The 23,336-nt window shown below is 37.1% G+C and carries 24 protein-coding genes and 1 riboswitch; of the genes, 9 read left to right on the top strand and 15 right to left on the bottom strand.

Translation table 11 applies throughout. The annotated features are described in order from the left end of the window. Positions 1 to 229 precede the first annotated feature (229 nt). Complete coding sequence (locus PVA17_RS09690) at positions 230 to 415, top strand: SE1561 family protein (protein ID WP_049668848.1); 186 nt, start codon at positions 230 to 232, stop codon at positions 413 to 415. Positions 416 to 604: 189 nt separating this feature from the next. Here PVA17_RS09690 and PVA17_RS09685 read toward each other — a convergent pair whose 3' ends face one another. After that, a complete protein-coding gene (locus PVA17_RS09685; protein WP_274067570.1) occupies positions 605 to 1,396 on the bottom strand; it encodes a YwqG family protein in 792 nt (263 codons plus the stop codon). Positions 1,397 to 1,632: 236 nt separating this feature from the next. Here PVA17_RS09685 and PVA17_RS09680 point away from each other — a divergent pair, with 236 nt between their 5' ends. Further along, on the top strand, positions 1,633 to 3,171 hold the full coding sequence (locus tag PVA17_RS09680) for a fumarate hydratase (protein WP_132363354.1): 1,539 nt from the start codon (positions 1,633 to 1,635) through the stop codon (positions 3,169 to 3,171). A gap of 508 nt (positions 3,172 to 3,679) precedes the next feature. Beyond that, a complete protein-coding gene (locus tag PVA17_RS09675; RefSeq protein ID WP_274067569.1) occupies positions 3,680 to 5,584 on the top strand; it encodes a heavy metal translocating P-type ATPase in 1,905 nt (634 codons plus the stop codon). A gap of 55 nt (positions 5,585 to 5,639) precedes the next feature. On the opposite strand, the gene PVA17_RS09670 is transcribed toward PVA17_RS09675, so the two are convergent. Both PVA17_RS09670 and PVA17_RS09665 read right to left on the bottom strand, forming a co-directional pair. Continuing rightward, positions 5,640 to 6,578: a YihY/virulence factor BrkB family protein gene (locus tag PVA17_RS09670; protein WP_132363358.1), complete on the bottom strand. Its 939-nt coding sequence runs from the start codon at positions 6,576 to 6,578 to the stop codon at positions 5,640 to 5,642. Between the two features lie 23 nt (positions 6,579 to 6,601). After that, complete coding sequence (locus PVA17_RS09665; RefSeq protein ID WP_132363360.1) at positions 6,602 to 6,928, bottom strand: YtxH domain-containing protein; 327 nt, start codon at positions 6,926 to 6,928, stop codon at positions 6,602 to 6,604. A 485-nt stretch (positions 6,929 to 7,413) separates the two neighbouring features. Between PVA17_RS09665 and PVA17_RS09660 the strand changes: the two genes are divergently transcribed. Next, positions 7,414 to 7,635, top strand: a complete 222-nt coding sequence (locus PVA17_RS09660) for a DUF1128 domain-containing protein (protein ID WP_049668842.1) — start codon at positions 7,414 to 7,416, stop codon at positions 7,633 to 7,635. A gap of 67 nt (positions 7,636 to 7,702) precedes the next feature. Here PVA17_RS09660 and motB read toward each other — a convergent pair whose 3' ends face one another. Then, on the bottom strand, positions 7,703 to 8,473 hold the full coding sequence (gene motB / locus PVA17_RS09655; protein ID WP_132363362.1) for a flagellar motor protein MotB: 771 nt from the start codon (positions 8,471 to 8,473) through the stop codon (positions 7,703 to 7,705). Beyond that, positions 8,457 to 9,260 carry a flagellar motor stator protein MotA gene (gene motA / locus PVA17_RS09650; RefSeq protein ID WP_079562711.1) on the bottom strand — a complete coding sequence of 268 codons (804 nt, stop codon included), beginning with the start codon at positions 9,258 to 9,260 and terminating at the stop codon, positions 8,457 to 8,459. Before motA ends, motB begins: the two co-directional genes overlap by 17 nt. A gap of 830 nt (positions 9,261 to 10,090) precedes the next feature. Between motA and PVA17_RS09645 the strand changes: the two genes are divergently transcribed. Both PVA17_RS09645 and PVA17_RS09640 read left to right on the top strand, forming a co-directional pair. Further along, complete coding sequence (locus PVA17_RS09645) at positions 10,091 to 10,225, top strand: hypothetical protein (RefSeq protein WP_256469474.1); 135 nt, start codon at positions 10,091 to 10,093, stop codon at positions 10,223 to 10,225. Between the two features lie 203 nt (positions 10,226 to 10,428). Beyond that, complete coding sequence (locus PVA17_RS09640) at positions 10,429 to 10,992, top strand: beta-class carbonic anhydrase (protein WP_132363364.1); 564 nt, start codon at positions 10,429 to 10,431, stop codon at positions 10,990 to 10,992. Between the two features lie 53 nt (positions 10,993 to 11,045). On the opposite strand, the gene PVA17_RS09635 is transcribed toward PVA17_RS09640, so the two are convergent. After that, positions 11,046 to 11,630, bottom strand: coding sequence for a GNAT family N-acetyltransferase (locus tag PVA17_RS09635; protein ID WP_274067568.1), 585 nt, complete (start codon positions 11,628 to 11,630; stop codon positions 11,046 to 11,048). A 162-nt stretch (positions 11,631 to 11,792) separates the two neighbouring features. Beyond that, positions 11,793 to 12,623, bottom strand: a complete 831-nt coding sequence (locus tag PVA17_RS09630; RefSeq protein ID WP_132363368.1) for a polyphosphate kinase 2 family protein — start codon at positions 12,621 to 12,623, stop codon at positions 11,793 to 11,795. Between the two features lie 200 nt (positions 12,624 to 12,823). On the opposite strand from PVA17_RS09630, the gene PVA17_RS09625 reads away from it, so the two are divergent. After that, complete coding sequence (locus tag PVA17_RS09625; RefSeq protein WP_274067567.1) at positions 12,824 to 13,537, top strand: hypothetical protein; 714 nt, start codon at positions 12,824 to 12,826, stop codon at positions 13,535 to 13,537. A gap of 29 nt (positions 13,538 to 13,566) precedes the next feature. Here the strand turns inward: PVA17_RS09625 and map are convergent, their stop codons facing one another. The 3 genes from map to PVA17_RS09610 all read right to left on the bottom strand — a co-directional run bounded on the left by map (position 13,567) and on the right by PVA17_RS09610 (position 15,507). Beyond that, entirely contained in the window at positions 13,567 to 14,322 is a 756-nt protein-coding gene (gene map, locus PVA17_RS09620) for a type I methionyl aminopeptidase (protein ID WP_132363372.1), read from the bottom strand. 454 nt (positions 14,323 to 14,776) lie between these two features. Beyond that, entirely contained in the window at positions 14,777 to 14,998 is a 222-nt protein-coding gene (locus PVA17_RS09615; RefSeq protein ID WP_483308015.1) for a DUF6440 family protein, read from the bottom strand. A 236-nt stretch (positions 14,999 to 15,234) separates the two neighbouring features. Beyond that, positions 15,235 to 15,507 carry an LCI fold-containing protein gene (locus tag PVA17_RS09610; protein ID WP_132363376.1) on the bottom strand — a complete coding sequence of 91 codons (273 nt, stop codon included), beginning with the start codon at positions 15,505 to 15,507 and terminating at the stop codon, positions 15,235 to 15,237. A 398-nt stretch (positions 15,508 to 15,905) separates the two neighbouring features. Between PVA17_RS09610 and PVA17_RS09605 the strand changes: the two genes are divergently transcribed. Continuing rightward, positions 15,906 to 16,157: a hypothetical protein gene (locus PVA17_RS09605; protein ID WP_132363378.1), complete on the top strand. Its 252-nt coding sequence runs from the start codon at positions 15,906 to 15,908 to the stop codon at positions 16,155 to 16,157. A gap of 141 nt (positions 16,158 to 16,298) precedes the next feature. Here PVA17_RS09605 and PVA17_RS09600 read toward each other — a convergent pair whose 3' ends face one another. The 3 genes from PVA17_RS09600 to thiT all read right to left on the bottom strand — a co-directional run bounded on the left by PVA17_RS09600 (position 16,299) and on the right by thiT (position 18,101). Further along, on the bottom strand, positions 16,299 to 16,661 hold the full coding sequence (locus PVA17_RS09600; RefSeq protein WP_274067566.1) for a hypothetical protein: 363 nt from the start codon (positions 16,659 to 16,661) through the stop codon (positions 16,299 to 16,301). A gap of 266 nt (positions 16,662 to 16,927) precedes the next feature. Next, positions 16,928 to 17,122, bottom strand: a complete 195-nt coding sequence (locus tag PVA17_RS09595) for a hypothetical protein (RefSeq protein WP_274067565.1) — start codon at positions 17,120 to 17,122, stop codon at positions 16,928 to 16,930. A 418-nt stretch (positions 17,123 to 17,540) separates the two neighbouring features. Continuing rightward, positions 17,541 to 18,101, bottom strand: a complete 561-nt coding sequence (gene thiT / locus PVA17_RS09590; RefSeq protein ID WP_132363384.1) for an energy-coupled thiamine transporter ThiT — start codon at positions 18,099 to 18,101, stop codon at positions 17,541 to 17,543. Positions 18,102 to 18,227: 126 nt separating this feature from the next. Continuing rightward, a riboswitch (TPP riboswitch) is annotated at positions 18,228 to 18,336 on the bottom strand. Between the two features lie 122 nt (positions 18,337 to 18,458). Here thiT and PVA17_RS09585 point away from each other — a divergent pair. Continuing rightward, a complete protein-coding gene (locus tag PVA17_RS09585) occupies positions 18,459 to 18,794 on the top strand; it encodes a magnetosome magnetite crystal formation protein family (RefSeq protein ID WP_274067564.1) in 336 nt (111 codons plus the stop codon). Positions 18,795 to 19,008: 214 nt separating this feature from the next. Here the strand turns inward: PVA17_RS09585 and PVA17_RS09580 are convergent, their stop codons facing one another. After that, on the bottom strand, positions 19,009 to 22,089 hold the full coding sequence (locus tag PVA17_RS09580; RefSeq protein ID WP_274067563.1) for an AAA family ATPase: 3,081 nt from the start codon (positions 22,087 to 22,089) through the stop codon (positions 19,009 to 19,011). Continuing rightward, positions 22,086 to 23,243 (bottom strand): exonuclease SbcCD subunit D, encoded by a 1,158-nt coding sequence (locus PVA17_RS09575; protein WP_274067562.1) that lies wholly within the window; start codon positions 23,241 to 23,243, stop codon positions 22,086 to 22,088. Before PVA17_RS09575 ends, PVA17_RS09580 begins: the two co-directional genes overlap by 4 nt. Positions 23,244 to 23,336 lie beyond the last annotated feature (93 nt).

Raw genomic sequence — 23,336 nt, 5'->3', positions numbered from 1 at the left:
TCGGCCGAGTACTTGTTTAAACTCCCTCCTTTTCGAGTTAGAGTTTTTTTGATTTTTGAAATCAGCTCCTTTACTTTTTCTTAATATTAATTTAACACACGCCTTCAGTATTGTAAATATTCAGTCTATTGGTTTTCGCAAAATAATCGCTAAGTCCTAGGTGTTTACCTAAACATTGAAATTTAGTCCCAAATCAGCTAAGATGAAGGGGATGAAATGAGGTGTATGTATGTCAAATCCAATCACTGATAAAAAACAGCAAATGAACTACTTAAAAGAGCGTCTTGAAATGTTTTTAGAAGTTTTAGATGCAATAGATCCTGAAACAACTGAATTAGAGGATATCGATCGTTTAATTCAAATGATGGATGATTTAGAAGACAAAATGGAGCAATTTAATGCTCGTGAACAATAACAACTAATCAATTTCAACTTGGCGTAATTGCGTCCGATTATCAAAATCCGTGACATCCGCCGATAGCTTAACATCAGAAAGTCTTTTATAACTAACTCTTCACTTTCATACAGAAAAAGAATTGCAAAAAAGACAATAAAAGCAAGCGGATGTGCTATATCCACTTGCTTTTTTCTGTTCCATTTCCGGTTAATAGCAATCCCAATTATATAGAACTTTACTAAAATCCTTTCGTTTAAGGTCATCTTCAGTGATGAAGAAATTTCCAACCCCGTCATCCCCCCACACAATATGTTCGCCTACACTATCAATCTGAAGCAACAAAATTGTTGAATCTTTATAGTCGCCATATGCTCTTGGATCTTCTTGGGTAAAGAATGGGTATCCACCAATTTTATGACCCGTACTATTCAATGTGTCAAAAAATGAGTCTACTAAATTATCATTGTCTTCTATATTAGTAAGTATCTTTGCATAGAGTTTTTCACTTCTAAAATCGTTTGCCGATAATGGTTCATAGCCCGCTTTAAAGGACAATGCCATTTCTTTTTCCACTGGAAAGTATAATTCTTCCTCTTTCACTTCAACAAATGAGAAGTCTTGTACTAACTGTGACTCATCACTGACAATATGTTCGTGGAAAATGACACGGAAGCCCTCCTGATTTTGGCCATTGTCAAAGTCCATCCCTAATACATCATCATAGCCATCAATAAAAAACTGTAAAATCCCCTCTTCAGGGAAATTCGGTAAATGCTTAGATACATTTGCAAAATTAATTTGTGCTAGTAATTTTAATGGTTGCCCCTCAGGACTTTTCGGATATTCCATTGAAAGAGGAAAATACGGATCCCCCGCGAACTTACTTTCAAATAAAGATGTTTTTCGTTCTTCCGTGTCAATAAATACAGTAGGCTGTAGTGTTTCTTCTATTATTGTCCGATATTGTTCAAATACTTCAGGTAAATTAAGTAACTTCATAATATTACCTCCTAAAGGAAATTTTAAATTCATTATAGAACGAACGTTCTTTATTAACAATCTTTATGGGGATTTGATCAGCACAGCATAGATACATAATTTCACATTTAAATTACCTCTTTTTGAGAATAGACCTTTAATTCCGACCACAATGAGTTGAACTCTTTTTTTCATTAGTTGAAAAGAGTATAATGTATCGTGGAAATAATCAAATTTTCTATGGGGGGCAACACTAAATGAATATCCAAAATTTGGAGAAAAGTCTTTACGATTTAATTACTGAAACATCTACTAATCTACCAAAAGACGTACGTCGTGCAATTAAGAAAGCTAAAGAAGCTGAGAATGCTGGTACTCGTGCTGCAATGAGCTTAGACACAATCTCAAATAATATTATTATGGCAGAAGATAATGTATCACCAATCTGTCAAGATACTGGTCTACCAACATTCAAAATTTATACGCCTGTTGGTGTAAACCAATTAGAAATTAAAGAAGCTATTAAAAAAGCTATTAATGATACTACTGCAGATGCAAAATTACGTCCAAATGCGGTTGATTCATTAACAGGCGCAAACAGCGGTAATAACCTTGGTGATGGTCTTCCTGTTATGAAATTTGAACAATGGGAAAAAGACTATATTACAATTAAGTTAATCCTTAAAGGTGGCGGCTGTGAAAACAAAAACATTCAATACAGCCTACCATGTGAGCTTGAAGGTCTTGGCCGCGCTGGTCGTGATTTAGATGGTATCCGTAAATGTATTATTCACTCAGTATACCAAGCACAAGGACAAGGCTGTTCAGCTGGCTTCATCGGTGTAGGTATCGGCGGCGACCGCTCTTCTGGCTACGACTTAGCAAAAGAACAGTTATTCCGTCATGTAGAAGATACAAATCCAAATCCTGATCTTGCTAAATTAGAAGAATATGTAGTGAAAACTGCGAACACATTCGGTATCGGTACAATGGGCTTCGGTGGTGAAGCAACATTACTTGGCTGTAAAATTGGTGTCATGCACCGTATCCCTGCATCATTCTACGTATCTGTAGCTTATAACTGCTGGGCATACCGTCGTATGGCTGTGGACATCAATCCTCAAACTGGTGAAATTATTAACTGGCATTACCAAGAAGGCGAAAAAATTACTTTTAAAGAAGATGAAGTTGCAGCAACAACAGAAGATACTACTACAGATGTAGTAGAACTTACTGCACCAATTACTGAAGAACAAATTCGAGCTCTAAAAGTTGGTGACGTTGTTTCAATTACGGGTCGTATGTATACTGGCCGTGACGCAATTCACCATCACTTAATGAGCCATGATGCTCCAGTTGATCTAAATGGACAAGTTATTTATCACTGTGGCCCTGTAATGGCAAAAGACGAAGAAGGCAACTGGACAGTTAAAGCAGCTGGTCCAACTACTTCTATTCGTGAGGAGCCATACCAAGGTGACATCATGAAAAAATTCGGTATCCGCGCTGTAATTGGTAAAGGCGGTATGGGACCAAAAACACTTGCTGCCTTAGAAGAGCACGGTGGCGTTTACTTAAATGCAATCGGTGGTGCTGCACAATACTACGCAGACTGCATTAAAGGTGTTGAAGGCGTTGACCTAATGGAATTCGGTATCCCAGAAGCAATGTGGCATTTAAACGTTGAGAAGTTCACGGCTGTTGTAACAATGGACTCTCACGGTAACTCATTACACGCAGATGTAGACAAATCATCCCTAGAAAAACTTGCCCTACACGCAGAACGAGTATTCTAATTGCGTTGAATAGTAACCATAGTTTTTAAGCTGTGGTGTACACATAGCATCAGCTATACTGCAAAAACGATTTATAACTTAATAATTTATGGCTCATCACCAAAAGTTAGGTATGACATTGATTAAAACGTATGTCAGTTGATTGAAGTGAAGACTAGACGCTCTTAGGAAAGCGCATAGCCAGACCGGAAATCTGCCCCACTTTATAGTGATAAGCCTGCACAAGTTTGAGAAGCACAGAATATTCCTATGAATAACTGTGCTTTTCTTATGTTCAAAAATTATTTTAAAAACCCTCAAAGTGTCTCCATCTCAATCCCGGCCTGCTTTTTTCCCTACTCTTTAAAAGTCCCTTCAAATTTCTTACTTTCTTTTTCCAAATACCTTTGTTATAATAATTCTAAATTAAGAAGGAGCTAATCGAAAGCGATTTTCAATTAGATATTGTTTATATACATTGATTTATATGGGTTTTGATATTGATTTTCATTATCAAGGGGGAATAAAAGTGGAACACTCTAAACGAGAAAATTATAATTTAATTGAGAAAACAAAAGAGCATGCGGAATTAATTGCAGCCCTTATAGCAGGTCTCTTTATTTTACTTGCATGGCGTTTAGATACTAGCGGGCAAACGACAGCTTCTATTATTTTATATATAGTTGCATTTTGTGTCGGCGGATTTGCTAAAGCAAAAGAAGGCATCGAGGAAACCATTGAAAATAAAGAGCTTAATGTTGAGCTATTAATGGTATTAGCTGCAATTGGCTCAGCTGCAATCGGTTATTGGACAGAGGGCGCTATTCTAATTTTCATTTTTGCCGTAAGTGGCGCTCTGGAAACATACGCAATGAATAAAAGTCATCGTGAAATTTCTGCACTCATGAACTTACAACCCGAAGAAGCTTGGCTCGTACGAGGGAACTTCGAACCAATGAAAGTTTCTATCTCTACATTACAAATTGGAGATCACCTACTCGTAAAACCTGGTGAACGTATTCCAGCAGACGGCATGATCTTCAAAGGACAGTCTTCTATCGATGAATCCGCAATAAGCGGTGAACCACTCCCAGTGGCAAAACGTGAAGGCGACGAGGTATTCGCAGGTACCGTAAACTTAAATGGCGCCATTACGATGGAAATGACAAAACCAAATTCAGAAACACTTTTCCAAAAAATTATCCAACTTGTACAAAATGCTCAGAGTGAAAAATCTCCATCTCAACAGTTTATAGAAAAATTCGAAGGTACTTATGTGAAAATTGCGTTACTCGCCGTCGCCATTATGATGTTTCTACCTCACTTCGTTCTCGGTTGGGACTGGACAACAACTTTCTATCGTGCAATGGTACTCCTAGTAGTTGCTTCTCCATGCGCACTTGTGGCATCCATTATGCCGGCAACACTTGCAGCAATTTCAAATGGTGCTAAACACGGTGTATTATTCAAGGGTGGCTTACATTTAGAGCATTTAGGTGTATTACGTGCATTAGCAGTAGATAAAACAGGTACTTTAACACAAGGTAAACCAACCGTTACTGATTTTATCGTTCGAGAAGGATTAGACCGTGAGCATGCAATAACAATCCTTGCAGGTATTGAAGCACAATCGAACCACCCACTCGCACAAGCAATTACTTTATTCGCAAGAAAAGAAGGTATCACACAGTTTCCTCAAGCGACGATTGAAGATATTCCAGGTTGGGGTATCAAAGGTAACGTTAATGAGGTCGAATATCTTGTTGGGAAACCAGACTTTGTGGGTCTAGATGAGGCAATCGAATTTGCAAATGGCGCGGCAGAAAGCCTTGCCTCAGAAGGAAAAAGTGTTATTTTCATTCGTGACAAAGATGGCATTGTCGCATTAGCAGCCCTAAAAGATACAGTTCGTAGTGAAGCAAAAAAAGCAATAGCATTACTAAAAGAGCTAGGCATTGATGTTGTCATGCTAACGGGCGACAACGAGAAGACTGCAAAGGTAATCGCCAAAGAAGCAGGCGTGACAGAATACGTTGCAGAATGTCTCCCTGAAACAAAAGTGACTGAGATGAAACGACTCCTTTCTGAACATAAATTTGTAGGGATGGTCGGTGACGGTATTAATGATGCACCTGCATTAGCAACTGCAACTACCGGAATTGCGATGGGCGAAGGAACAGATGTTGCTTTAGAAACAGCAGATGTCGTTTTAATGAAAAATGACTTATCAAAAATTGCCTATGCTGTACGTTTATCACGTAAAATGCAACGCATCATCAAACAAAACATTTTCTTCTCTATAGGCGTTATCGTTTTATTAATTGCTTCAAACTTTTTACAGGTCGTCGATTTACCTCTTGGCGTAATCGGACATGAAGGAAGCACTATTTTAGTTATTTTAAACGGCTTACGTATGCTTAATAAAAACGCCTAAAACACAAACAGCCTCGTATCACAAAGCGTGATACGAGGCTGTTCTTGTCATATTCCTACCTATTTGCTAGTGTCTTCTGCTTCATACGTTCTTTTTGCAATACTTTTTTCTGCATCGTCGCATTTAAAATGCCACCAAAAATTAAAATAATTCCCGTGAAATATAACCAAAGCATTAAAATAATAACGCCACCAATACTGCCATATGTAGCGGAATAATTCGCGAAATTATTAATATAAAAGGAGAAAGCATATGTTACTGCCACCCAGGAAATAGTTGAAAATAATGCACCTGGCCAAACTCCCTTTAACTTCAAACGAGGAATTGTATTTGGAATAAATCTATATATCCCCATTAAAACTATAAAAATAAGTAGAGGTGGTATTGACCAGCGCGTTCTATGCCAGATTATTTCAAACTGCTCCTCAATGCCAACGATCGAAAATAAGAAATGCCCCACCTGTTGCCCAAAAACCGGTAACAGTAGAACGACAGCAATAACAACGACAAATACTAAGGTGAAAACAAGGGATAACCCTCGATCTAATAGACTCGCCCTAGTTTCTGTATCATAAGCCTTATTCAAGGCTCTAATCAATGCATTAATTCCTTTAGAGGCAGACCAAATTGTACCGAGTACCCCGACAGATAATAAACTACTATTTCGGCTTGTTAAAATTTCATCTAATGTACTTTCAATAAGCCTATATACTTCGTCCGGCATTATATTCACTAGAAATGAATACACTTGCGTCGACTTTAAATTCAAATATGGTAGTAATGTAACTAGAAAAATTAGTAACGGGAAAAAAGACAGTAAAAAGAAATAAGCCAATTGCGCTGCAAGAGCTGATATTTCTGCTCGTCGTAAGCGTAGTATTAAATCTTGCATAAAGCCTCTTGATGTCATCACATCTACAGTATCTTCGTCTGGTGAGACAAATGATTTCACCACACCGACAGCTGAATGTATCGAAGCTTTTTTCTTCTCCATACAAATTCCCTCCTGTACGACAACTATTCTTTATTAGGTAAAGAAAAGGCTGATTTCGTGTCTTTAATCATGCCTTCGATCGTGGAAGGTAATTCTTTAAACTCATCAACTTTATCAATAATTGAGTTGACATTTTCTGAAACACTTTCACATAGCACTTTAGTGGCCAATACTTTTTCCTCAACTAGAACTTGTAATTCCTCTCGGTTGGTTGCATAATACGATATTGCTTCTTTCATCTTTTTCGTTGAAGCTATTGTTTTTTCACGCGTTGTACGGTCCAACATACTTAACGCAGCACCAACTGTGGCACCAACTACGATAGATGCTAATAATTTACTTTGTCCCATATTAAATACCCCCTGCTTTAGTAATTGTATTTGTTTTTTAGAATAATAAATCAATTATGCCTCGGCATAATTACGTCCAAAGGCTTTTGGCCAGCAGATGTTTTTTTGCGCGAAAGCGTAGCCGCAGCGCAGATGTTTTTTTGCAAAAGCGTTACGGCAGCAGCAGATGTTTTTTTGCCCGAAAGCGTAGCGGCAGAGCGTAGCGACAACTATAGTATGATGTTGGTCACTCGGTCGCGTGTTTTGTTGTTGTTGCGGTCGCTTCACTTTCGCACAGATAAATTGTCACTGGACGCGGCGTTCTTAGACTGAGCTCCTCTATTTAAGCGGATGTTTGAACACCTGCCGACAGAAGTTAAACTACTCACTGCCCTTATTCTACCCAATAACAGTCTATTTTTAAAGCAATGACGAAATACAGTGTTGACATTTTTTTTATTCAATGAAATGATATTTTCGAGGATTACGAAAGGTAGGTTTAAATAATGGATTTATCAGTACCGTCAAAAGAAAACGTTATTTATATGATTGATCAAATGAAAGACAAGCTTCGCATGGTTAATGTTGATGCGATGAAATCGGAAAATTTCGATGAAGCTAATTACGAAGACCTAGTCTATTTATACGAAATGATCATGAAGCGTGATACATTTAGTCCGAGCGAGATGCAAGCTATCGTTGCTGAATTAGGCGCTTTACGCAAATAAGTAGAGGTTTGTAAACAAAAAGCTATTAGCAATAAAGGCACCAAAGCCGTTTGCTAATAGCTTTTTTCTATTTTGTACTTTTTACGGCAGAACCATCCTCAGTTACAAGTGGTTGTATTAACACTTCTACACGACGATTTTTCGCACGTCCTTCTTTAGTATCATTTGGTGCAACGGCACGGTTCTCACCGAAACCTTGTGTACTAAAGTTTCGACCATCTAACTTCGAGTTACTCTGCAATAAAATTTCTGCGAAGTTCACTGCACGTAACGCCGAGAGCTGTAAGTTAGAAGAGAAGTTTGGTCCAGCTGGAACATTATCCGTATGACCAGTAATAACAATACTACGTGGTGGATTAGATACCAACACATTTGCAAGCTCTTTTGCTATTGTCTTATACTCTGGTTTAATGTCCGCTTTTCCAGAATCAAACAGGATACTATCACGAATTGTAACAAGTAACCCTTCATCAGTCATCGCTGTTGCGAATTGACCTTCCATCTCATGAACAGCAATGAAATTATCAACACTATCTTTAATTTGAGCTAACTCCTGCTGATCCTTCAAGTAAGCTGAATTTTGTTGCGTTTGTGGTGTTTGGTCACTATCCGCATTTGGACTTTGTATCGGTGAAGGCTGATCTAAAAAGCTTGTTCCACCATCAAATACTTGATTAAACACCGCTGACATTCTCTCTAGCTTTTCTTGGTCTACTGAACTGGATGCAAACAATATGATAAATACAGCTAAGAGCAGCGTTAAAATATCTGCATATGGAACTAGCCAAGACTCATCGATATGTTCATCATGCTTTTTTTTCTTAGCTTTCTTTGCCAAGGCCGCCCGCCCCGCTTTCATCAGAAATTTGACGACGTTCTTCCATTGTTAAGTAAGAAGATAATTTTTGTTCAATAACACGTGGAGCCTCCCCCTCTAAGACAGAAAGGATGCCTTCAATCATCATTCTTTTTTGCTTAACTTCGATAGCTGATTTACGTTTTAATTTATTCGCAAACGGATGCCATAAAACATAACCTGTAAAAATACCTAATAATGTAGCCATGAAAGCAGCTGAAATAGCATGTCCTAGCTTTTCTATGTCATTCATATCTGCTAATGCGGCGATTAACCCTACTACCGCACCAAGTACCCCTAAAGTCGGGGCATATGTACCAGCTTGTGTAAAGATTGCAGAACCACTAGCATGACGTTCTTCCATCGCTTCGACTTCTTCCGTTAGGACATCACGAATATAGTCAGCATTCTGACCATCAATTGCTAATGTAAGTCCATTTTTCAAAAATGGGTCTTCAATCTCAGAAGCTTTACTTTCAAGCGCTAATAGACCTTCACGGCGAGCTAAATCAGCCCATTGTGAGAACATCTTAATAATCTCAATATCATCCGCTAATTTTGTTTCTTTAAATAGAATTTTAAATAGCTTTGGTACACGCTTTAACTCCTTCATGGGGAAGGCAATTGTTACCGCGGAAATTGTACCGAAGATGATAATTAAAATGGCAGCCGGGTTATAAAACGCACTTAAACTTACACCCTTTAGCACCATTCCTGTTAATAGCGCTACTAGCGCAAGTATTAACCCTACAATCGACGATATATCCATTCTAGAACCTCCAAATCTCCTATTAAGCTTTATTTCGTCCTTTTTTCCATAATTTTAATATAGTATAAATGTATTTCACATTTTTTTCGATGAAATAAATACTTTTTATTCACCTTTCGACCATATTTGATTATATCGAATTAAGAATAATACACTAAATTGTCTTTATTTGAAAAAAGTTAAGAATTTGTTATTATTCTTCGACACAAAATTACTAAAAAACGCTTGATTAGTCATAAAATCAGGATTAAATATCCAAAAAAATCTACACATTCATATAAGTAATTCGACTGAACATGAAAAACCACCTCAAATAATTACTAAAATATAACATAAAAATGGTATAAAACAATTTAACGTTGATTTATCCGACAAAATTCTTTTTTCGCACCCGCTATGAAAACGCTCCGAAAGACTCATTTGATTTCTTCCCATATGCAATCAATTATGCCTTGGCATAATTGCATCACTCGGCTTTGTGCTGGCACAAAGAACTTCTTTCACCAACTGAAGATGGAGACTTCTATACCTGCCGCTACGCTTTCGGTACAAAAAACGTCGTGGCTAAGCACGGACAAGGTAATTTTAAATTAATTATTTCAGCAGACGATATGCACAAAGCTCAGTACATCACACCACTACTATTAGGTAAAAATAATCACTTTTCCATATTACCAACTGGACAATTCAAGTAATTTATCCCTACTAATATTAGTCTTAACTAGGTATGTTGTGGATGTCATAAATTCTCCTTAGATTTTCCTAGTAACCTATTGTATAATTACTTTAGATAATATTGTAGATTATTTTAGTAGAGAGGGGCTTTTATTATGTTCGTAACGACTGTACTAGGCTTTAGTGCCGTTTTATTAATCTCTTTGGCATTCTTCATCCACTACCTACAAGTTGGTTTAGATTCTAAGTCTTCAGTAACTGTAGATCCAAAACCAAACGAAAAATTTTAATTTTGTTGAAAAACAGCTACAGTAAGTAGCTGTTTTTTATTATTTTCCGGCGGATTTTACGGATATTTAATTATTTCGATTCGCTAAATAAATTACTAAACTTCTTTTTTTTTCGCAAAAAATTGCGTGAATATTGTCATTATTATTTGCATATTTATAGTTTTGCTCTAAAATAATTCCTGTAAGGGAGGGAGCAATCTTTCATGACAATGTTACAAGATATTCTTAAGTTTAATGAAGATTTCGTTCAAGAAAAGAAATATGAGCCTTTTATTACAACAAAGTATCCTGATAAGCGCATCGTTGTGTTATCTTGTATGGATACACGACTTGTAGAGCTGTTACCTAAAGCTATGAATTTGCGTAATGGCGACGTAAAGATCGTTAAAAGTGCTGGGGCATTAGTTAGTCACCCTTTTGGTGCAATTATGCGTAGTTTACTTGTAGCTGTTTATGAACTACAAGCAGATGAGGTGTATGTTGTTGGACATTACGACTGTGGTATGAGTGCAGTTGACCCAGAAGCCATGTTAAATAAAATGGTTGCTAGAGGGATTACCCCTGAAACTATCGACACGATCGAATATTCAGGTTTTGATTTAAAAGAGTTTTTACGTGGCTTTGGTGACGTAGCAACAAGTGTAAAGAAAAGCGTGGATACAATTCGCAATCACCCGTTAATGGTTAAAGACGTACCTGTTCATGGATTAGTGATTGATCCAAATACAGGCCGCCTTGATTTAATCATGGACGGTAGCAAACAATAATAAAAAAAGAAGCGTCTATCCTTCAAACACTAAAAGATAGACGCTTCTTTTTATTAACCCTCTAAACGTGCATACATATAATGATCCACCCATTTTCCATTAATATACAGCAGCTTTCTCAAAAGACCCTCACGCTGGAATCCAGCCTTTTCTAAGACTCGGATAGAAGGATTATTTTGTGTTGAAACATAAGCCTCTACTCGATGTAACCCTACTTGCTCGAACGCAAATTGCACGACCATATTAACTGCTTCGGTAACGATCCCTTTTCCAATATAAATTTCATCCATCGCATAACCAACAAACGCACTAGAATACGGTAAACGTTTTACTGCATAAAGAGCAATATGTCCTATTAAATTATTTGTACCCGGCTCAAAAATACCAAAGGAAAATTCCCTCTTTGAGTCCATTAAGTATAAGCATTCTTGAATTTTTTTATATTGAGCATTAATAGTATAATATTCAGGTCGTTGTAACGGCTCATGTGTAGACCAAAAGTATTTATTGCGACTTACGAGATCGGTTAAACTTTGTGCATCTTTTTCATAAAATGTGCGAATGTAGCATTTCCCTCCTTGAATTGATACCACATTTTCACCCTTTTTCCTTAATAATCTCCAAATTTTAAGCACCATTTCTCCACACTAACCTTCCGATAATTGTCAATACGTTTTAATGCCTGCGTTCATTTACCAATGGAAGAAACACCCACTAATTGCAGTTTTACTTTATTGTATGTAAAAAAAGATGCTGCTACAACTAAAACATCTCGTCTTGTTGTTACAGCATCTATAACATTATTTCACTTTTTGCTTTTGTTTTTTAGGCTTCTCCTCTAGCAGTTCAAGGCTAGACGATTCCGTATCTTCTAACTGTGCTGTGTCTAATACATTCGTTAAATGTAAGCCACGTTTTTTTGCTTCACTTTCGATATGTGCTAGTGTTTCTTGTAGCACTTGTACACGAGCATATTTTTTATCATCTCCTGGTATTAGAACCCACGGAGCACTTTTCTTATCGGTCTTCGCAAACATGTCATTTGCAGCTTCTATATATTGAGGTGTTTTTTCGCGATTTCGCCAGTCTTCATCAGTTAGCTTCCAAGACTTATATGGATCCTCTTCACGTTCTCTAAAACGGTTAAGCTGCTCCTCATCAGATACATGAAGCCAAAACTTAATAACAATATAATCTCCTGCTGTTAAAATTTTTTCAAAGTTATTAATTTCTTCGTATGCACGAGACCACTCTTCATTTGTTGCAAATCCTTCAATACGCTCAACTAATACACGACCATACCATGAGCGATCAAAAATAGCGATTTGTCCATGTTGTGGCAGCTTTCGCCAAAAACGTTGTAAATAATTGTAGCGCAGTTCATGAGGCTGAGGTGCTGCAATTGGGTGCACGACATAGCCACGCGGATCAGCACGTTCAATGAGACGCTTAATAGCGCCACCCTTACCAGCAGCATCCATACCTTCAAACACTAGAATTAAGCCAATTTTATTTTTTAATAAAAACTGTTGGGCATTTAACATTTCATATTGGAGTACTTTTAATTTCTTTTTATACATTTTCTTATCCAGTTTAACTGATAAATCTAGATCATTTAAATTTTGAGTCATTAAAACTTCACTCCTTACATTCGAATATTTTCATTGTACTAAAGAAGTATATGAATAACTACGCAAATGGTAAATTGTAGATATTTTTAACGAAACACGCGATACATTGTTGGAAATTTCCGTTATAATGAAAATATAATGTTCAGTCCTATACTTATTTGTCTTTTCCCTATACAATTTAACACGAAGGGAGAGAAACCATGCCTCGATTTTTTTTGATGACAATCACTTTTATTGTCTCACTCATCCTAACCTTTTCATCCTATTTTATGAAAATAAACGATCATTCTTTTTTAGAGATCTTAAATCGTTTTCCAGTAATATTTGCACCATTTAATGTTAGTTATATCATTTGGATTGTGGTTTACATGTTACTTGGTTATTGGTTAGTCATGAACCTAAAAAAGACATCTTTTAAACAGACTGTTCTCTTTAGTAGCATATGTATCATGCAGACGTTAGCAATTGTTGTTTGGCATCACGAACTATTTATCATGTCAATTATCAGTACGTTTGTTTTAGTACTGTATTTATTTAAGTTGTACAAAACGTACCCTCTTAGCAATAATTCACTAACCGGGCGTATACCCTTCTCGATTTATTTAGCATGGATTACATTTAGCCTAATGACAAATATAAGCTTCATGCTAACATCTTATCAATGGAATGGTCTTGGCCTTAGTGATCCACTTTGGGCAGTTATTTTACTGACCATTGGAGCAGCAATAGCGCTACATATTCGATTCCATTATTTTGATATTATCTACCCAAGTGTATTTATCTGGTCCTATATCGGGGTCGCATTACATAATGGTTTCGATGAGCTACTTGTGACAACTGCAGCCTTGTTTTTATGCGGAGTGCTACTTGTCGGTATATTATTTATTAAAAAAAATCCTGCCTACCAAAAATAAATTGGTTAGCAGGATTTTTAGCTTTTTTATTATTGTTCGTCTAGAGAAGTTAAAATAATTGGTTTGTCTTTAGTAACGATAATTGAATGCTCAATTTGAGCGACTAATGATTTGTCTGGCGTAATGAATGTCCAGCCATCACCAGATTCTACAATATGCTCCGCTTTCGCTGAGATAAATGGCTCGACTGCGAGCACCATGCCTTCTTTCATAATTGTTGAATCCCAAGCATCATAGTAGTTTAAAATATGATTTGGCTCATCATGTAAAGAACGACCTAAACCATGACCTGTTAAGTTCATAATCACTGTTAAATCATTGGCATATGCTTCACGCTCAACAGCTTTACCGATTTGGTTTAATTTTGATCCAGCTTTTACTTTTGTCATTGCACGATCGAAAGCACTTTTAGCTACGCGACATAGCTTTTCTTTATCCTCATAGCCTTCGCCAACTACAAATGAAATGCCCGTATCAGCAAAGTAGCCATTTAGTGAACCAGATACGTCTATATTTACGATATCTCCCTCGTTAATCACTCGTTTACCAGGAATACCATGTGCGACTTCCTCATTCACACTAATACATGTGTAGCCTGGGAAATCATACTCCCCTTTAGGTCCAGAAATTGCACCTGCTTCAGCAAACATACGACCTGCAATTTCATCTAATTCAAGTGTTGTTACACCTGGTTTTGTAGCAGCCTTCATTGCCTCACGAATTTCAGCACAAATACGGCCGATTTTTTTAAATGCTTCAATCTCTTCTTGCGTTTTTACAATCATTTTTAACGTCCCTTTCATCTAATGTCTACAACTTAATATAACATAACTTTCTTTGCATAAAACGCTAAACGCTTTAAATATTATATGTCATCATAAATTGTAAAGTGCCGACATCTCCATAACGTGAAGTTGATTTCCGTTCCGGCTGAGCGCTTTGTTGCTGCCGCTCCGCTTTCGCACAGATTAAAACATTTGCCGCTGACGCTTCGCTTTCGCGCAGAGCTTCCTGGGGGGCGTCCGATGAGCCGCTTCACTCGCGATGCTCGCTGCATGGTCTCATCTGTGACGCTAATCCCCGAGGAGTCCACTCCAATCAACAATGTATACTTTTCAAAAAATTCATCCCTTGCTAGCTAGATTGTTGCTGTTAAAATATAAAAACAGAAATAATCTACAAAATGTGTAGAATCAACTCTGTTTTTATGTTTAAATCGGATATTTAACTAAAGCCCTGTTATTCATTATTTGATTCTATTATTGGTTTTCCGTCCTTATCCAACAACGGGGTGATTCCCCCTGCATATCCACCCCAACTAAATAAATAATGAACTCCTGTTTCATTATCTACTATATATTCTGTTCCCGTTAGCCACACCAGTTTCTGAAAGGATTTCTTCAAATCTCTTCTTTGATCCTTTATTCTTATCTGAGTTAGTAACCATTTTTTCGCCCCCATATTGGTTTATATGTTAATGCTATTAATGAAATTCAAAATAACATTTTTTATACTACGTTCTTGCCTAGTGATTATTACAAAAATAGTAATAAGGCAACAATGTTAATAGCAACAATCTTTTCGAAAACAGCCAAAATTAAAAAGCCCTATCATTAAGGTAACGGGGCAAAGTTAAATAAAAAAAAGAGCGACGTCTATCATCGCTCTTAAAACATTTCAAAATGTACTTTTTTATGTTAAACGTTAGCTTCATAGTGGCCGATGTACCAGCCACCTGAATAGGTGATACCTTTTAAATACCAAGTAACGCCGTTTTCAGTAAAAGAGTTTGCAAAAGTATTTTCTTTTTTAGGGATATCCCTAGTAATGATCCCTCGAGTTGAGGCATCAGATTGAGTTGAAGAACTTACAGTGTTTTCTGTACTTGCAAAAGCTGGAGAAGCAGACACAACAGGCACCAATAAGGACAGAGAGAGAGCAGAACTGATTAGAATTTTTTTACCATTCATTTAACAACACTCCTTCAAATATAATTTTTTTATGGTACATCTATATTAATTCGACATAAGGGATAATTTCCCTTTTATTTTACATATATTTTTAATTTTTATTTTATTTACCATTTTATAGTACTGGTATAGATTAACCCATATAACAAATACACCTGTAAAAAGCATAGCAGAACAAATGTGCATACACGGAATTAACAATAAGGATATCCTCAAAAATTTATCACCAAATTTTCGCCGGGGTGTTGGAATTTACAGTACTTTTACCGTGGAAATATAAAAAACACACCAGTGATTAAACGAACACAAGCTGGAGAATGTGAGCGAATTTCTTTAACTTGTATATGAAGTAATCGTTACATTGGCCTATGCATTATAGCAAAGCGAGAGCTTGCGCTTTGATTTTAGAGGAATGTTTGTATGAAGCTACATTTGTTAACCAGTATGTAGAAAATTATTTGGAGGAAAGTGTGGATCCGCAAAAAATGCGTGAATTGCGGAAGTTCATGCAGCAGATAAATAAAAATTCTGTTGAAAAACACTCTTGGACTGAACTGCTTTCGTACATTGTAGATGAAATCAAGACTCCCCTTGTTTCTACACAGGAAATGGTATCTGACTTCGTTATAAATTTTTGGGAACTTTCATAAAAGAATGTTATTCAATAATATTGCCCGATTGTTGAACAACAAGTTAAACAACACTCTTCAACTAAACTGCTCCGTTAGCAAAAGAAGCGATTGCTCTAATCGAACAATCACCTCTAATCTTACATATATGTATTGACAAAATTAAACACCATAATGAATCAACCAACTATCTCCTTTTATTGCTTCAGCTATTTTTCTCATCAATTCTTCAAGTTCCTCTGATTTGTACTCATCGTTTACTTCACTAACCATATTTAAAAATTGTTTATGAGAACTCGGCGGTATCAATGTTATTCCAAAATAGGCGAGGCTTTTATAAGGTCTATTTGTGTTATGTGCGAATGTTTCCAGATGATTCATTTTTTCACCAAAATCCTTAGACATAAGTTCATCAAAAAGGTCCCCATCTACACCTATGCAATGATATTTTTCAGGTTCATAACTAGCATACTCTTTATTTTTTTCAATACATTCAACTATTCCAAACTCGTGAATATAAGCCAAATTAACACATCTCCTAAGTCTTCAGTATCTCACTTTATTTTACAACATATTGGTGATAGATGAATGTGTGAGCTTATAAAGCAAGTTATAATGAGATTGCGGTAGCACATCTTTTTGTTTGATTGGTGCTACAGAGCCATGTGTATACCTATAGGAGTGATAGAGAAAGCATAACAAAAGGACTTGCAGTAGTATTACGCACAAGTCCCTAAGATTTAAGCGTGGTGGCTATTGGTTTGATTGTTAAAAGGAGATTATAGTCCTTGTTAACGTTTTAATTTTTCATTGATTTCTTCCAATAATAAAGATTGCCTTTTTAATTGCTTAGTTGTACTGATAGCAAACCAAAGGAAAATAATAAATGGAATAAGAGAAAATAATAACCCGAAAATCGAGAAAGCACTAAATAAAATATCTCCTGAATTAAAACCGTTCATATCTTCTGTATAATAACTATTCAAAACTCAAATCCTCCCATTTTTTTCACTAACTTTAAATTTTTTCTATATCGAAATTGTAACATAGCAGAGTTTGGGTTGGTAGAGGAATGGTAAATGTGCAAAAAATGAAATTGACAGCTACTAGAACTGAGTAACAAGTACCTAAGCTGAGTTAAACGAGCCTTTAACGAACCTGTGAGTGTAGTTAGTGGAGCAGTGGGAAACAGTACCATCTACAATTATCTCTTTAGTTCTTTTGTAGAATACCTTCCCCATTAGCCCCTCCTGAATACGGCATTTTTTCAAGCATGACGAGTCATACTATTACTTTAAATGTATAGCACACATTGGAAGTAAACTGCTCCGTTCGTTGAATAGCAACAATCTTTTCGAAAACAGCCAAAACAAAAACCCTTCACTCATGTGAAGGGCATAATAGTTATGATTTTCGCTGCATTAATTGAGGTGCTGCCGTAAATAGCAGAACACCGGCAATTGCTGTTAAAATCGTTGCTGGTAGCATATATGTTCCATTATAGATGATTGAATAAATCCACGCATTTTGATCGCCTGCATACTCTGCGAAAAATACAGCGCCACCAATGGTATGTGCTGCATAGCGTAAAAAACCTGCTAATACAGTTCCTACAATAATATAAAGCGCCATTTTCTTTTTGTTTAAATTTTTTGCAGCCTCAAGCACCGGTCGACGTACAACGGCCGCTAAGCCCACTACTGTAAAGGCAACACCATAATCAAGTGTTCCTTGTAGCCAATGCACAATTGTAGCACCAAACATTGTTTGCATTACACCAATGAGTAAACCAGTTGTCATGCCTGGAATAAGGCCCCAGCGGAATGCTATTAAAATTATTGGTACCATCACTAGACTAACAGAGCCACCTTGTGCCCATACTTTAAAGGAAACCTGATCGAGCACAAGGCCAATCGCTGCGAATATCGCAATCTCCACAAGCATTAACAATTTTTTATTGTCCATAATATTCTCTCCTTTGTTCCGATGTAGGATACAAGAGCAGGAATAGAAATCAGTTGGCAAATATGTCCCTATCCGGCATCAAAAGATAAAAAACGATGCCAGGACAGAGCCTCACATCGTAAAAGTGTCGGTTTCTATCCACAATCCCTACGCAAGTGTTAACTTACAGGTTCGAAGAGTCAAGGCATTACGTGCCCAGTCTCAGCTGACATCATCAGCTCCCCTTGTGGTCGTACATCTTAATTTAATTGAACAACCTCATTGTACGCAAACACTGTTATGATTACAACCTCTTCCACATTTTTTTTGAAACTTTATCGTTTTTCATGCGTAAATATTAAAAAAGGAGGTACTACTATGGAGAACCAAAAAATATTATCTGCCTTTAGTTATCTCAGTATTTTATTTGCACCCTTTATTGTGCCATTAGTTGTTTACTTTGTGACAAAAGATAGCGACGTAAAGAGGCACTCTATTCGAGCACTAATATCACATTTAATCCCAGTCGCATTCGGTATAATTCTCTTTGCAGTCTTTATTTTCTCAACTTTATCATTCAACACCAATTTTGATCTAAATTCAGATAGTAATAATTTTCTTATCATTTGGTTTGTTTCATTCGCAATTTATATTCTCGTTTCATTAGGAGTCGTTATTTGGAATATTATTCAAGCTGTTCGGGTGGTCCGATAAGGTTTCATCTTAACTTCTCCTTGAACACATAGTACTTAAGGAGCTGTTATTTTGTGAAAGTATCTAAAGTTGTTAAAACCGCTGTAAAATTAGCACCTATCGTCATCCCCATTGTCAAAAAAGTAATCGCTGCAAAAAAAGGAACAAATCCTAACGTAACTAAAAAAAAATAACAACAAGGCGTATTTCCAACAAACGGAGATACGCCTCTTTGTTATTTTACTTCAAAATATGTTTGACTATGACCGTTCATTGCTTTTTCAACATGCAACACAGCAGGCATTGTAGCTTTTAACTCCGCAACGTGAGAAATGACGCCAATCATACGTCCGGAATCTTGTAAATCAATAAGCGTATCAATCGCCTTATTTAATGCTTCTTCATCGAGAGAACCGAAGCCCTCATCAATAAACATCGTTTCAATACGGATATTACCTTGAAAGCTTTGAATGACATCTGCCATCCCAAGGGCAAGACTTAAAGACGCATTAAACTTTTCTCCCCCTGATAATGTTTTGACATCTCGTAATTGATCTGTATAAGCATCATACACATCGAGTCCTAGCCCACTTTGCTTGGCATGCTTTTCTAAACGATCTGAACGTCGTAGCTCAAATTGACCGTTGGATAAATGATAAAGTCGAACATTTGCCGCCTCTGTAATTTTATCTAAATAATTGATTTGAATATAACGCTCAAAAGACAGCTTTTTCACATTCTGTCCATTTAACATTGCATAGAGCTCCTTTACTCGCCCCGCTTCTTTCTCAAGTAAATGAATCTCCTGTTCGGTCTCCTCAACCTTTTTGATAAAGTTTGCACACGCCTTCGCAAATCCTTCCATTTGTTGCAATACTTTAAAAGCTTCCTCATATGTGACACGAAGCATCTCTAACTTTTCTTCCATGGTCGTTAAATCTTGCTTCTCTTGCCCTTTAAGATGCTTCTCTCCCTCAGTAATTTGCACCTGTAATGTGTGGATTTGTAGTGCATATTCATGGCAAGATTTCCGTAATGCTTCTATTTGCAACGTGCTACGCTTCCCAGCAGCAAATTCATCATAGCTTTCAAAGCCTGCTTCCTTCATACTCACTGAAAATTGCTCGCGCTTTTCATCCATTTTCAGCTTTAATTCCTCAAAAGCCTGTTTCGCTATTTCTGCAGTCATTCTAGCATTATGTGCGGCTTCCTTGGCAGATTGCAAACTTTGCTGACTACTATTCCACGCAGTTTGTAATGCAAGCTTTTGTGATCCTATATGAGCGATGGCCTGTTGCAATGCTTGTAGCGTCGTAAGATTTTCCGGAATATGCTTTTGCTGCTCTTCCACAATTGCTTGTTGTTTCGTCAATTCCTTTGTCTTCTCAACTAAATATTGCTCAAGTTTTATTTGCTTTTCTTGTAGCTGCTCCATTCGCGCACGATGATCCTTTTGTTGCATACGTACATCAGATAATTGATGGCTCACTACTTTTAAGATTGTTATTTGTTGCTCTACGTTTTGCAACGAAGCTACAATTTGTGCTTGATTCGATTGATTAATCGCATTCGTCTCTAACTGTTCTAGCGCCTCTTGTAGAAGATGCTTTGTAGAATTCAATAAAGCTTCTTTCTCTAAAAACTTGCGCTCATCAGTACTAGCCTTTCCTCGTAAAGCCTCCACCTCTGCTAATTCAATCATCTCTAATCGCTCACGATGTGTTTCAAGATGTGTTGTACTACCACACACTGGACAAGGCTCTCCGTCCTTAAGTTGCTGTGCTAAAATACTTGCTTGACTCGCAATCCATTGTTGTTCCAGTTTTTGAAGAGCCTGCTTACTTTCTTGATAATGGTCATTAGCAGTGGCTACATCCTGCTCCGCCGTTGCAACAGCTCTTGTGTATTTTTCAACTTGCGCTAGTAATGATACATGCTCTTTTAACTTAGGTAGCTGTTCTAAATAACTTTCATACGGCTCCAGTTGTTTTTCATATTGTTCAATTGTTTTTGTTAACTGCTGAACTTGCATTTGTTCTGTTTCTACAATTTTACTATTATCGTCTACTGCTAGCTTGGCTGTTGCAACATATTGTTCAGCTATTTGCAGTTGCTGCAGATTATTCTCATACGTCTCGAACGTCGGTAATAATGCCTGTAGCTGTAATTCCTGTTGTAAAACGAGTTGACGCTCAGGTTCTTTCGCCTCTTCAACGTTAAACTTTTCCTGCGCTATTTTTAACTGAGCTTCTGTATTTTTCTGCTCTGTCATTGCTTGCTGATAGGATTGTTCTTTACGATTTTGCTCAGCACGTAAATCGATACATTGTTGCTCAAGTATGACTAGACGCTCAGCTTTTTCTGCTAATGCAATTTCGCGTTCTTTTGCGCTATATATATCTTGTTCTTGTAGCAATGCTTGTAGGCGATTTTGACGATTAGATTGCTCATCAAATTGCTCATTCAATGTTTTCGCTCTGCTGTAAAATTCCTGCTCTTTTTGATGATGCGCATAAGCCTCTTTATAGCGTTGCAGTTCCAATTGTATACATTCCGTATAATAGGTTTGCTCCTCTTCCAGAGCCTTCTTCAGCTGATGCATATTGTCAGTATTAGTAGTAATGCAAGTAAATAAAGATGACGAACGCTGTGGTAAAGCACCTGCAATTTGGCCAAGAAGATGCTCCTTTAATTGTTGAGCATGCAGTAAATCACTTTCCGCCTCTTTTCGTTTCGCATCAAGTCTTTTTGTCATCGCACCAAAGCGATCTGTTTTAAAAATTTTACGTAAAATAACTTCTTTATTCGTAGAATCTGAGGTTAACAGCTTGCGAAATTCACCTTGTGGTAGCATAACAATTTGACTAAACTGATCCTTTGTGAGGCCGATTATATCCTGTAGCTTTTTATCTACCTCAAGCGTTTGCTGCTTTTCTACAATATTATAATCAAGCGTGTTTCCTTTGATTTCAGCCAGTTCAATTTTCCTGCCAGTGACACTTTTGTTCGTTGCTTTAATATGACCAGGCTGACGTAAAATTTGATAGACTCTATCATGCATTTCAAAAACGAGCTCCACGGCAGTATACACATCATCATCCGCAAACCCACTTCGAAGCATAGCAGTATCCTGACGATCTTCACCGCTACCCGATCCGTAAAGTGCATAGCATATCGCATCAAAAATCGTCGTTTTCCCTGCGCCTGTTTTTCCGGAAATCGCAAATAGACGATGTTCACCAAGCTGTTGAAAATCAATAACCTCTGTATTTTTATATGGACCGAATGCAGTAATCGTTAACTTTAAAGGCTTCATTTTACTGTCTCCCGCTCCTCATCTAATAATTCTTGTAGCATCTCTGTAAATAGACGTTCTGTATCTTGATCTGGCTGTACGCCAATTATATCTGTAAAAAATGATCGGAATAAATCGATGTCTTCTATTTTCTCTGTCTCGATCGTCTGAATTTCATGTGATACGTCTTGACGTGCTACTTTGCGCTCAACATGCATCGCATGAGGAAACACCGTACGGATACGTTCCATCGGCGAAGTTACTGACGTAGCATCTGTTAAACGTACAAATACATAATCATCACTAGGTGGTAATTGTAATAAATCATCCATTAAGCCCTCTACCACACGTAAATCCCGTCTCGCTATAAACTTACGTTTTGTGACAGTGACTTCCCCTTGTGCATCTAGCTCCACTATTAAAAAGCCCTTCTCATGTAAGTGCTCAGATAATGAATACTTCAAAGGAGAACCGGCATAGCGAATCGTTTCATTCAACACAAAATGTGCTTTATGCAAATGGCCAAGTGCTGTGTAATGAAAAGGCTTAAACAACGCTGCATTTATGCAATCCGAGCCTCCTATTGATAAAGGACGCTCAGAATCACTCGTGTTCGCTTCCTCTTCCCCATACTTCGTCACAAAGGCATGTCCTACAAAAACATTACGTTTTGTTGGATCTAAACTTTGCCCAATATGGTCGATAATTTTTTCCATCGCCTCTTGATGAGATCGAATGGAATCATCCTCTAAAATAGTCCGTACTGAAGCCGGCTCTGCATATGGTACGAGGTGAAAATGTACTTCACCATACTCATCATGGAGAACGATCGGCGCATGATCTTTCGTAAATTGGCCTTTAATATGTAATCCACTATCACTCATTAAACTACTGCCAAAGTTCAATCGACCTGCACTATCATGGTTCCCCGCAACCGCTAACACAGGGATTTTTTTATCAAGTACAATTTCCGCCAAAATATCATTTAGTAAATTCACTGCCTCAATAGGAGGCATCGAACGGTCATATAAATCACCTGCTATAACGATAACATCCGGTTTTTCCTCATCAATCGCTAGCATAAATTGCTGTAAAATATAATGTTGATCCTCCGTCATATAGACGCCTTGTACAAGCTTTCCTAAATGCCAATCTGCTGTATGAAATATTTTCATTCTTTGCGCCTCCTGTTTTTTTATTTTATCACGGCTGATGGATTGATTGTTTTTCCTTTTATTAGTTTGATATAGGTTCCTCATCATAACGTG

The organism is Lysinibacillus sp. CNPSo 3705, from assembly GCF_028674935.1.
In the GTDB taxonomy this organism is placed as follows: Bacteria; Bacillota; Bacilli; order Bacillales_A; family Planococcaceae; genus Lysinibacillus.
This window is presented reverse-complemented; position numbering and strand designations above follow the sequence as displayed.

What these genes read in the sequence shown, in the direction of transcription:
- PVA17_RS09665 (WP_132363360.1), bottom strand. Translation starts at nt 6,928, where the DNA reads ATGGGACAAAGTAAATTATTAGCATCTATCGTAGTTGGTGCCACAGTT.
- map (WP_132363372.1), bottom strand. Translation starts at nt 14,322, where the DNA reads ATGATTGTAAAAACGCAAGAAGAGATTGAAGCATTTAAAAAAATCGGC.
- PVA17_RS09580 (WP_274067563.1), bottom strand. Translation starts at nt 22,089, where the DNA reads ATGAAGCCTTTAAAGTTAACGATTACTGCATTCGGTCCATATAAAAAT.
- PVA17_RS09680 (WP_132363354.1), top strand. Translation starts at nt 1,633, where the DNA reads ATGAATATCCAAAATTTGGAGAAAAGTCTTTACGATTTAATTACTGAA.
- PVA17_RS09645 (WP_256469474.1), top strand. Translation starts at nt 10,091, where the DNA reads ATGTTCGTAACGACTGTACTAGGCTTTAGTGCCGTTTTATTAATCTCT.
- PVA17_RS09610 (WP_132363376.1), bottom strand. Translation starts at nt 15,507, where the DNA reads ATGAATGGTAAAAAAATTCTAATCAGTTCTGCTCTCTCTCTGTCCTTA.
- PVA17_RS09625 (WP_274067567.1), top strand. Translation starts at nt 12,824, where the DNA reads ATGCCTCGATTTTTTTTGATGACAATCACTTTTATTGTCTCACTCATC.
- motA (WP_079562711.1), bottom strand. Translation starts at nt 9,260, where the DNA reads ATGGATATATCGTCGATTGTAGGGTTAATACTTGCGCTAGTAGCGCTA.
- thiT (WP_132363384.1), bottom strand. Translation starts at nt 18,101, where the DNA reads ATGGACAATAAAAAATTGTTAATGCTTGTGGAGATTGCGATATTCGCA.
- PVA17_RS09670 (WP_132363358.1), bottom strand. Translation starts at nt 6,578, where the DNA reads ATGGAGAAGAAAAAAGCTTCGATACATTCAGCTGTCGGTGTGGTGAAA.
- PVA17_RS09575 (WP_274067562.1), bottom strand. Translation starts at nt 23,243, where the DNA reads ATGAAAATATTTCATACAGCAGATTGGCATTTAGGAAAGCTTGTACAA.
- PVA17_RS09630 (WP_132363368.1), bottom strand. Translation starts at nt 12,623, where the DNA reads ATGACTCAAAATTTAAATGATCTAGATTTATCAGTTAAACTGGATAAG.
- PVA17_RS09635 (WP_274067568.1), bottom strand. Translation starts at nt 11,630, where the DNA reads ATGGTGCTTAAAATTTGGAGATTATTAAGGAAAAAGGGTGAAAATGTG.
- PVA17_RS09585 (WP_274067564.1), top strand. Translation starts at nt 18,459, where the DNA reads ATGGAGAACCAAAAAATATTATCTGCCTTTAGTTATCTCAGTATTTTA.
- PVA17_RS09685 (WP_274067570.1), bottom strand. Translation starts at nt 1,396, where the DNA reads ATGAAGTTACTTAATTTACCTGAAGTATTTGAACAATATCGGACAATA.
- PVA17_RS09690 (WP_049668848.1), top strand. Translation starts at nt 230, where the DNA reads ATGTCAAATCCAATCACTGATAAAAAACAGCAAATGAACTACTTAAAA.
- PVA17_RS09660 (WP_049668842.1), top strand. Translation starts at nt 7,414, where the DNA reads ATGGATTTATCAGTACCGTCAAAAGAAAACGTTATTTATATGATTGAT.
- PVA17_RS09640 (WP_132363364.1), top strand. Translation starts at nt 10,429, where the DNA reads ATGACAATGTTACAAGATATTCTTAAGTTTAATGAAGATTTCGTTCAA.
- PVA17_RS09615 (WP_483308015.1), bottom strand. Translation starts at nt 14,998, where the DNA reads ATGGGGGCGAAAAAATGGTTACTAACTCAGATAAGAATAAAGGATCAA.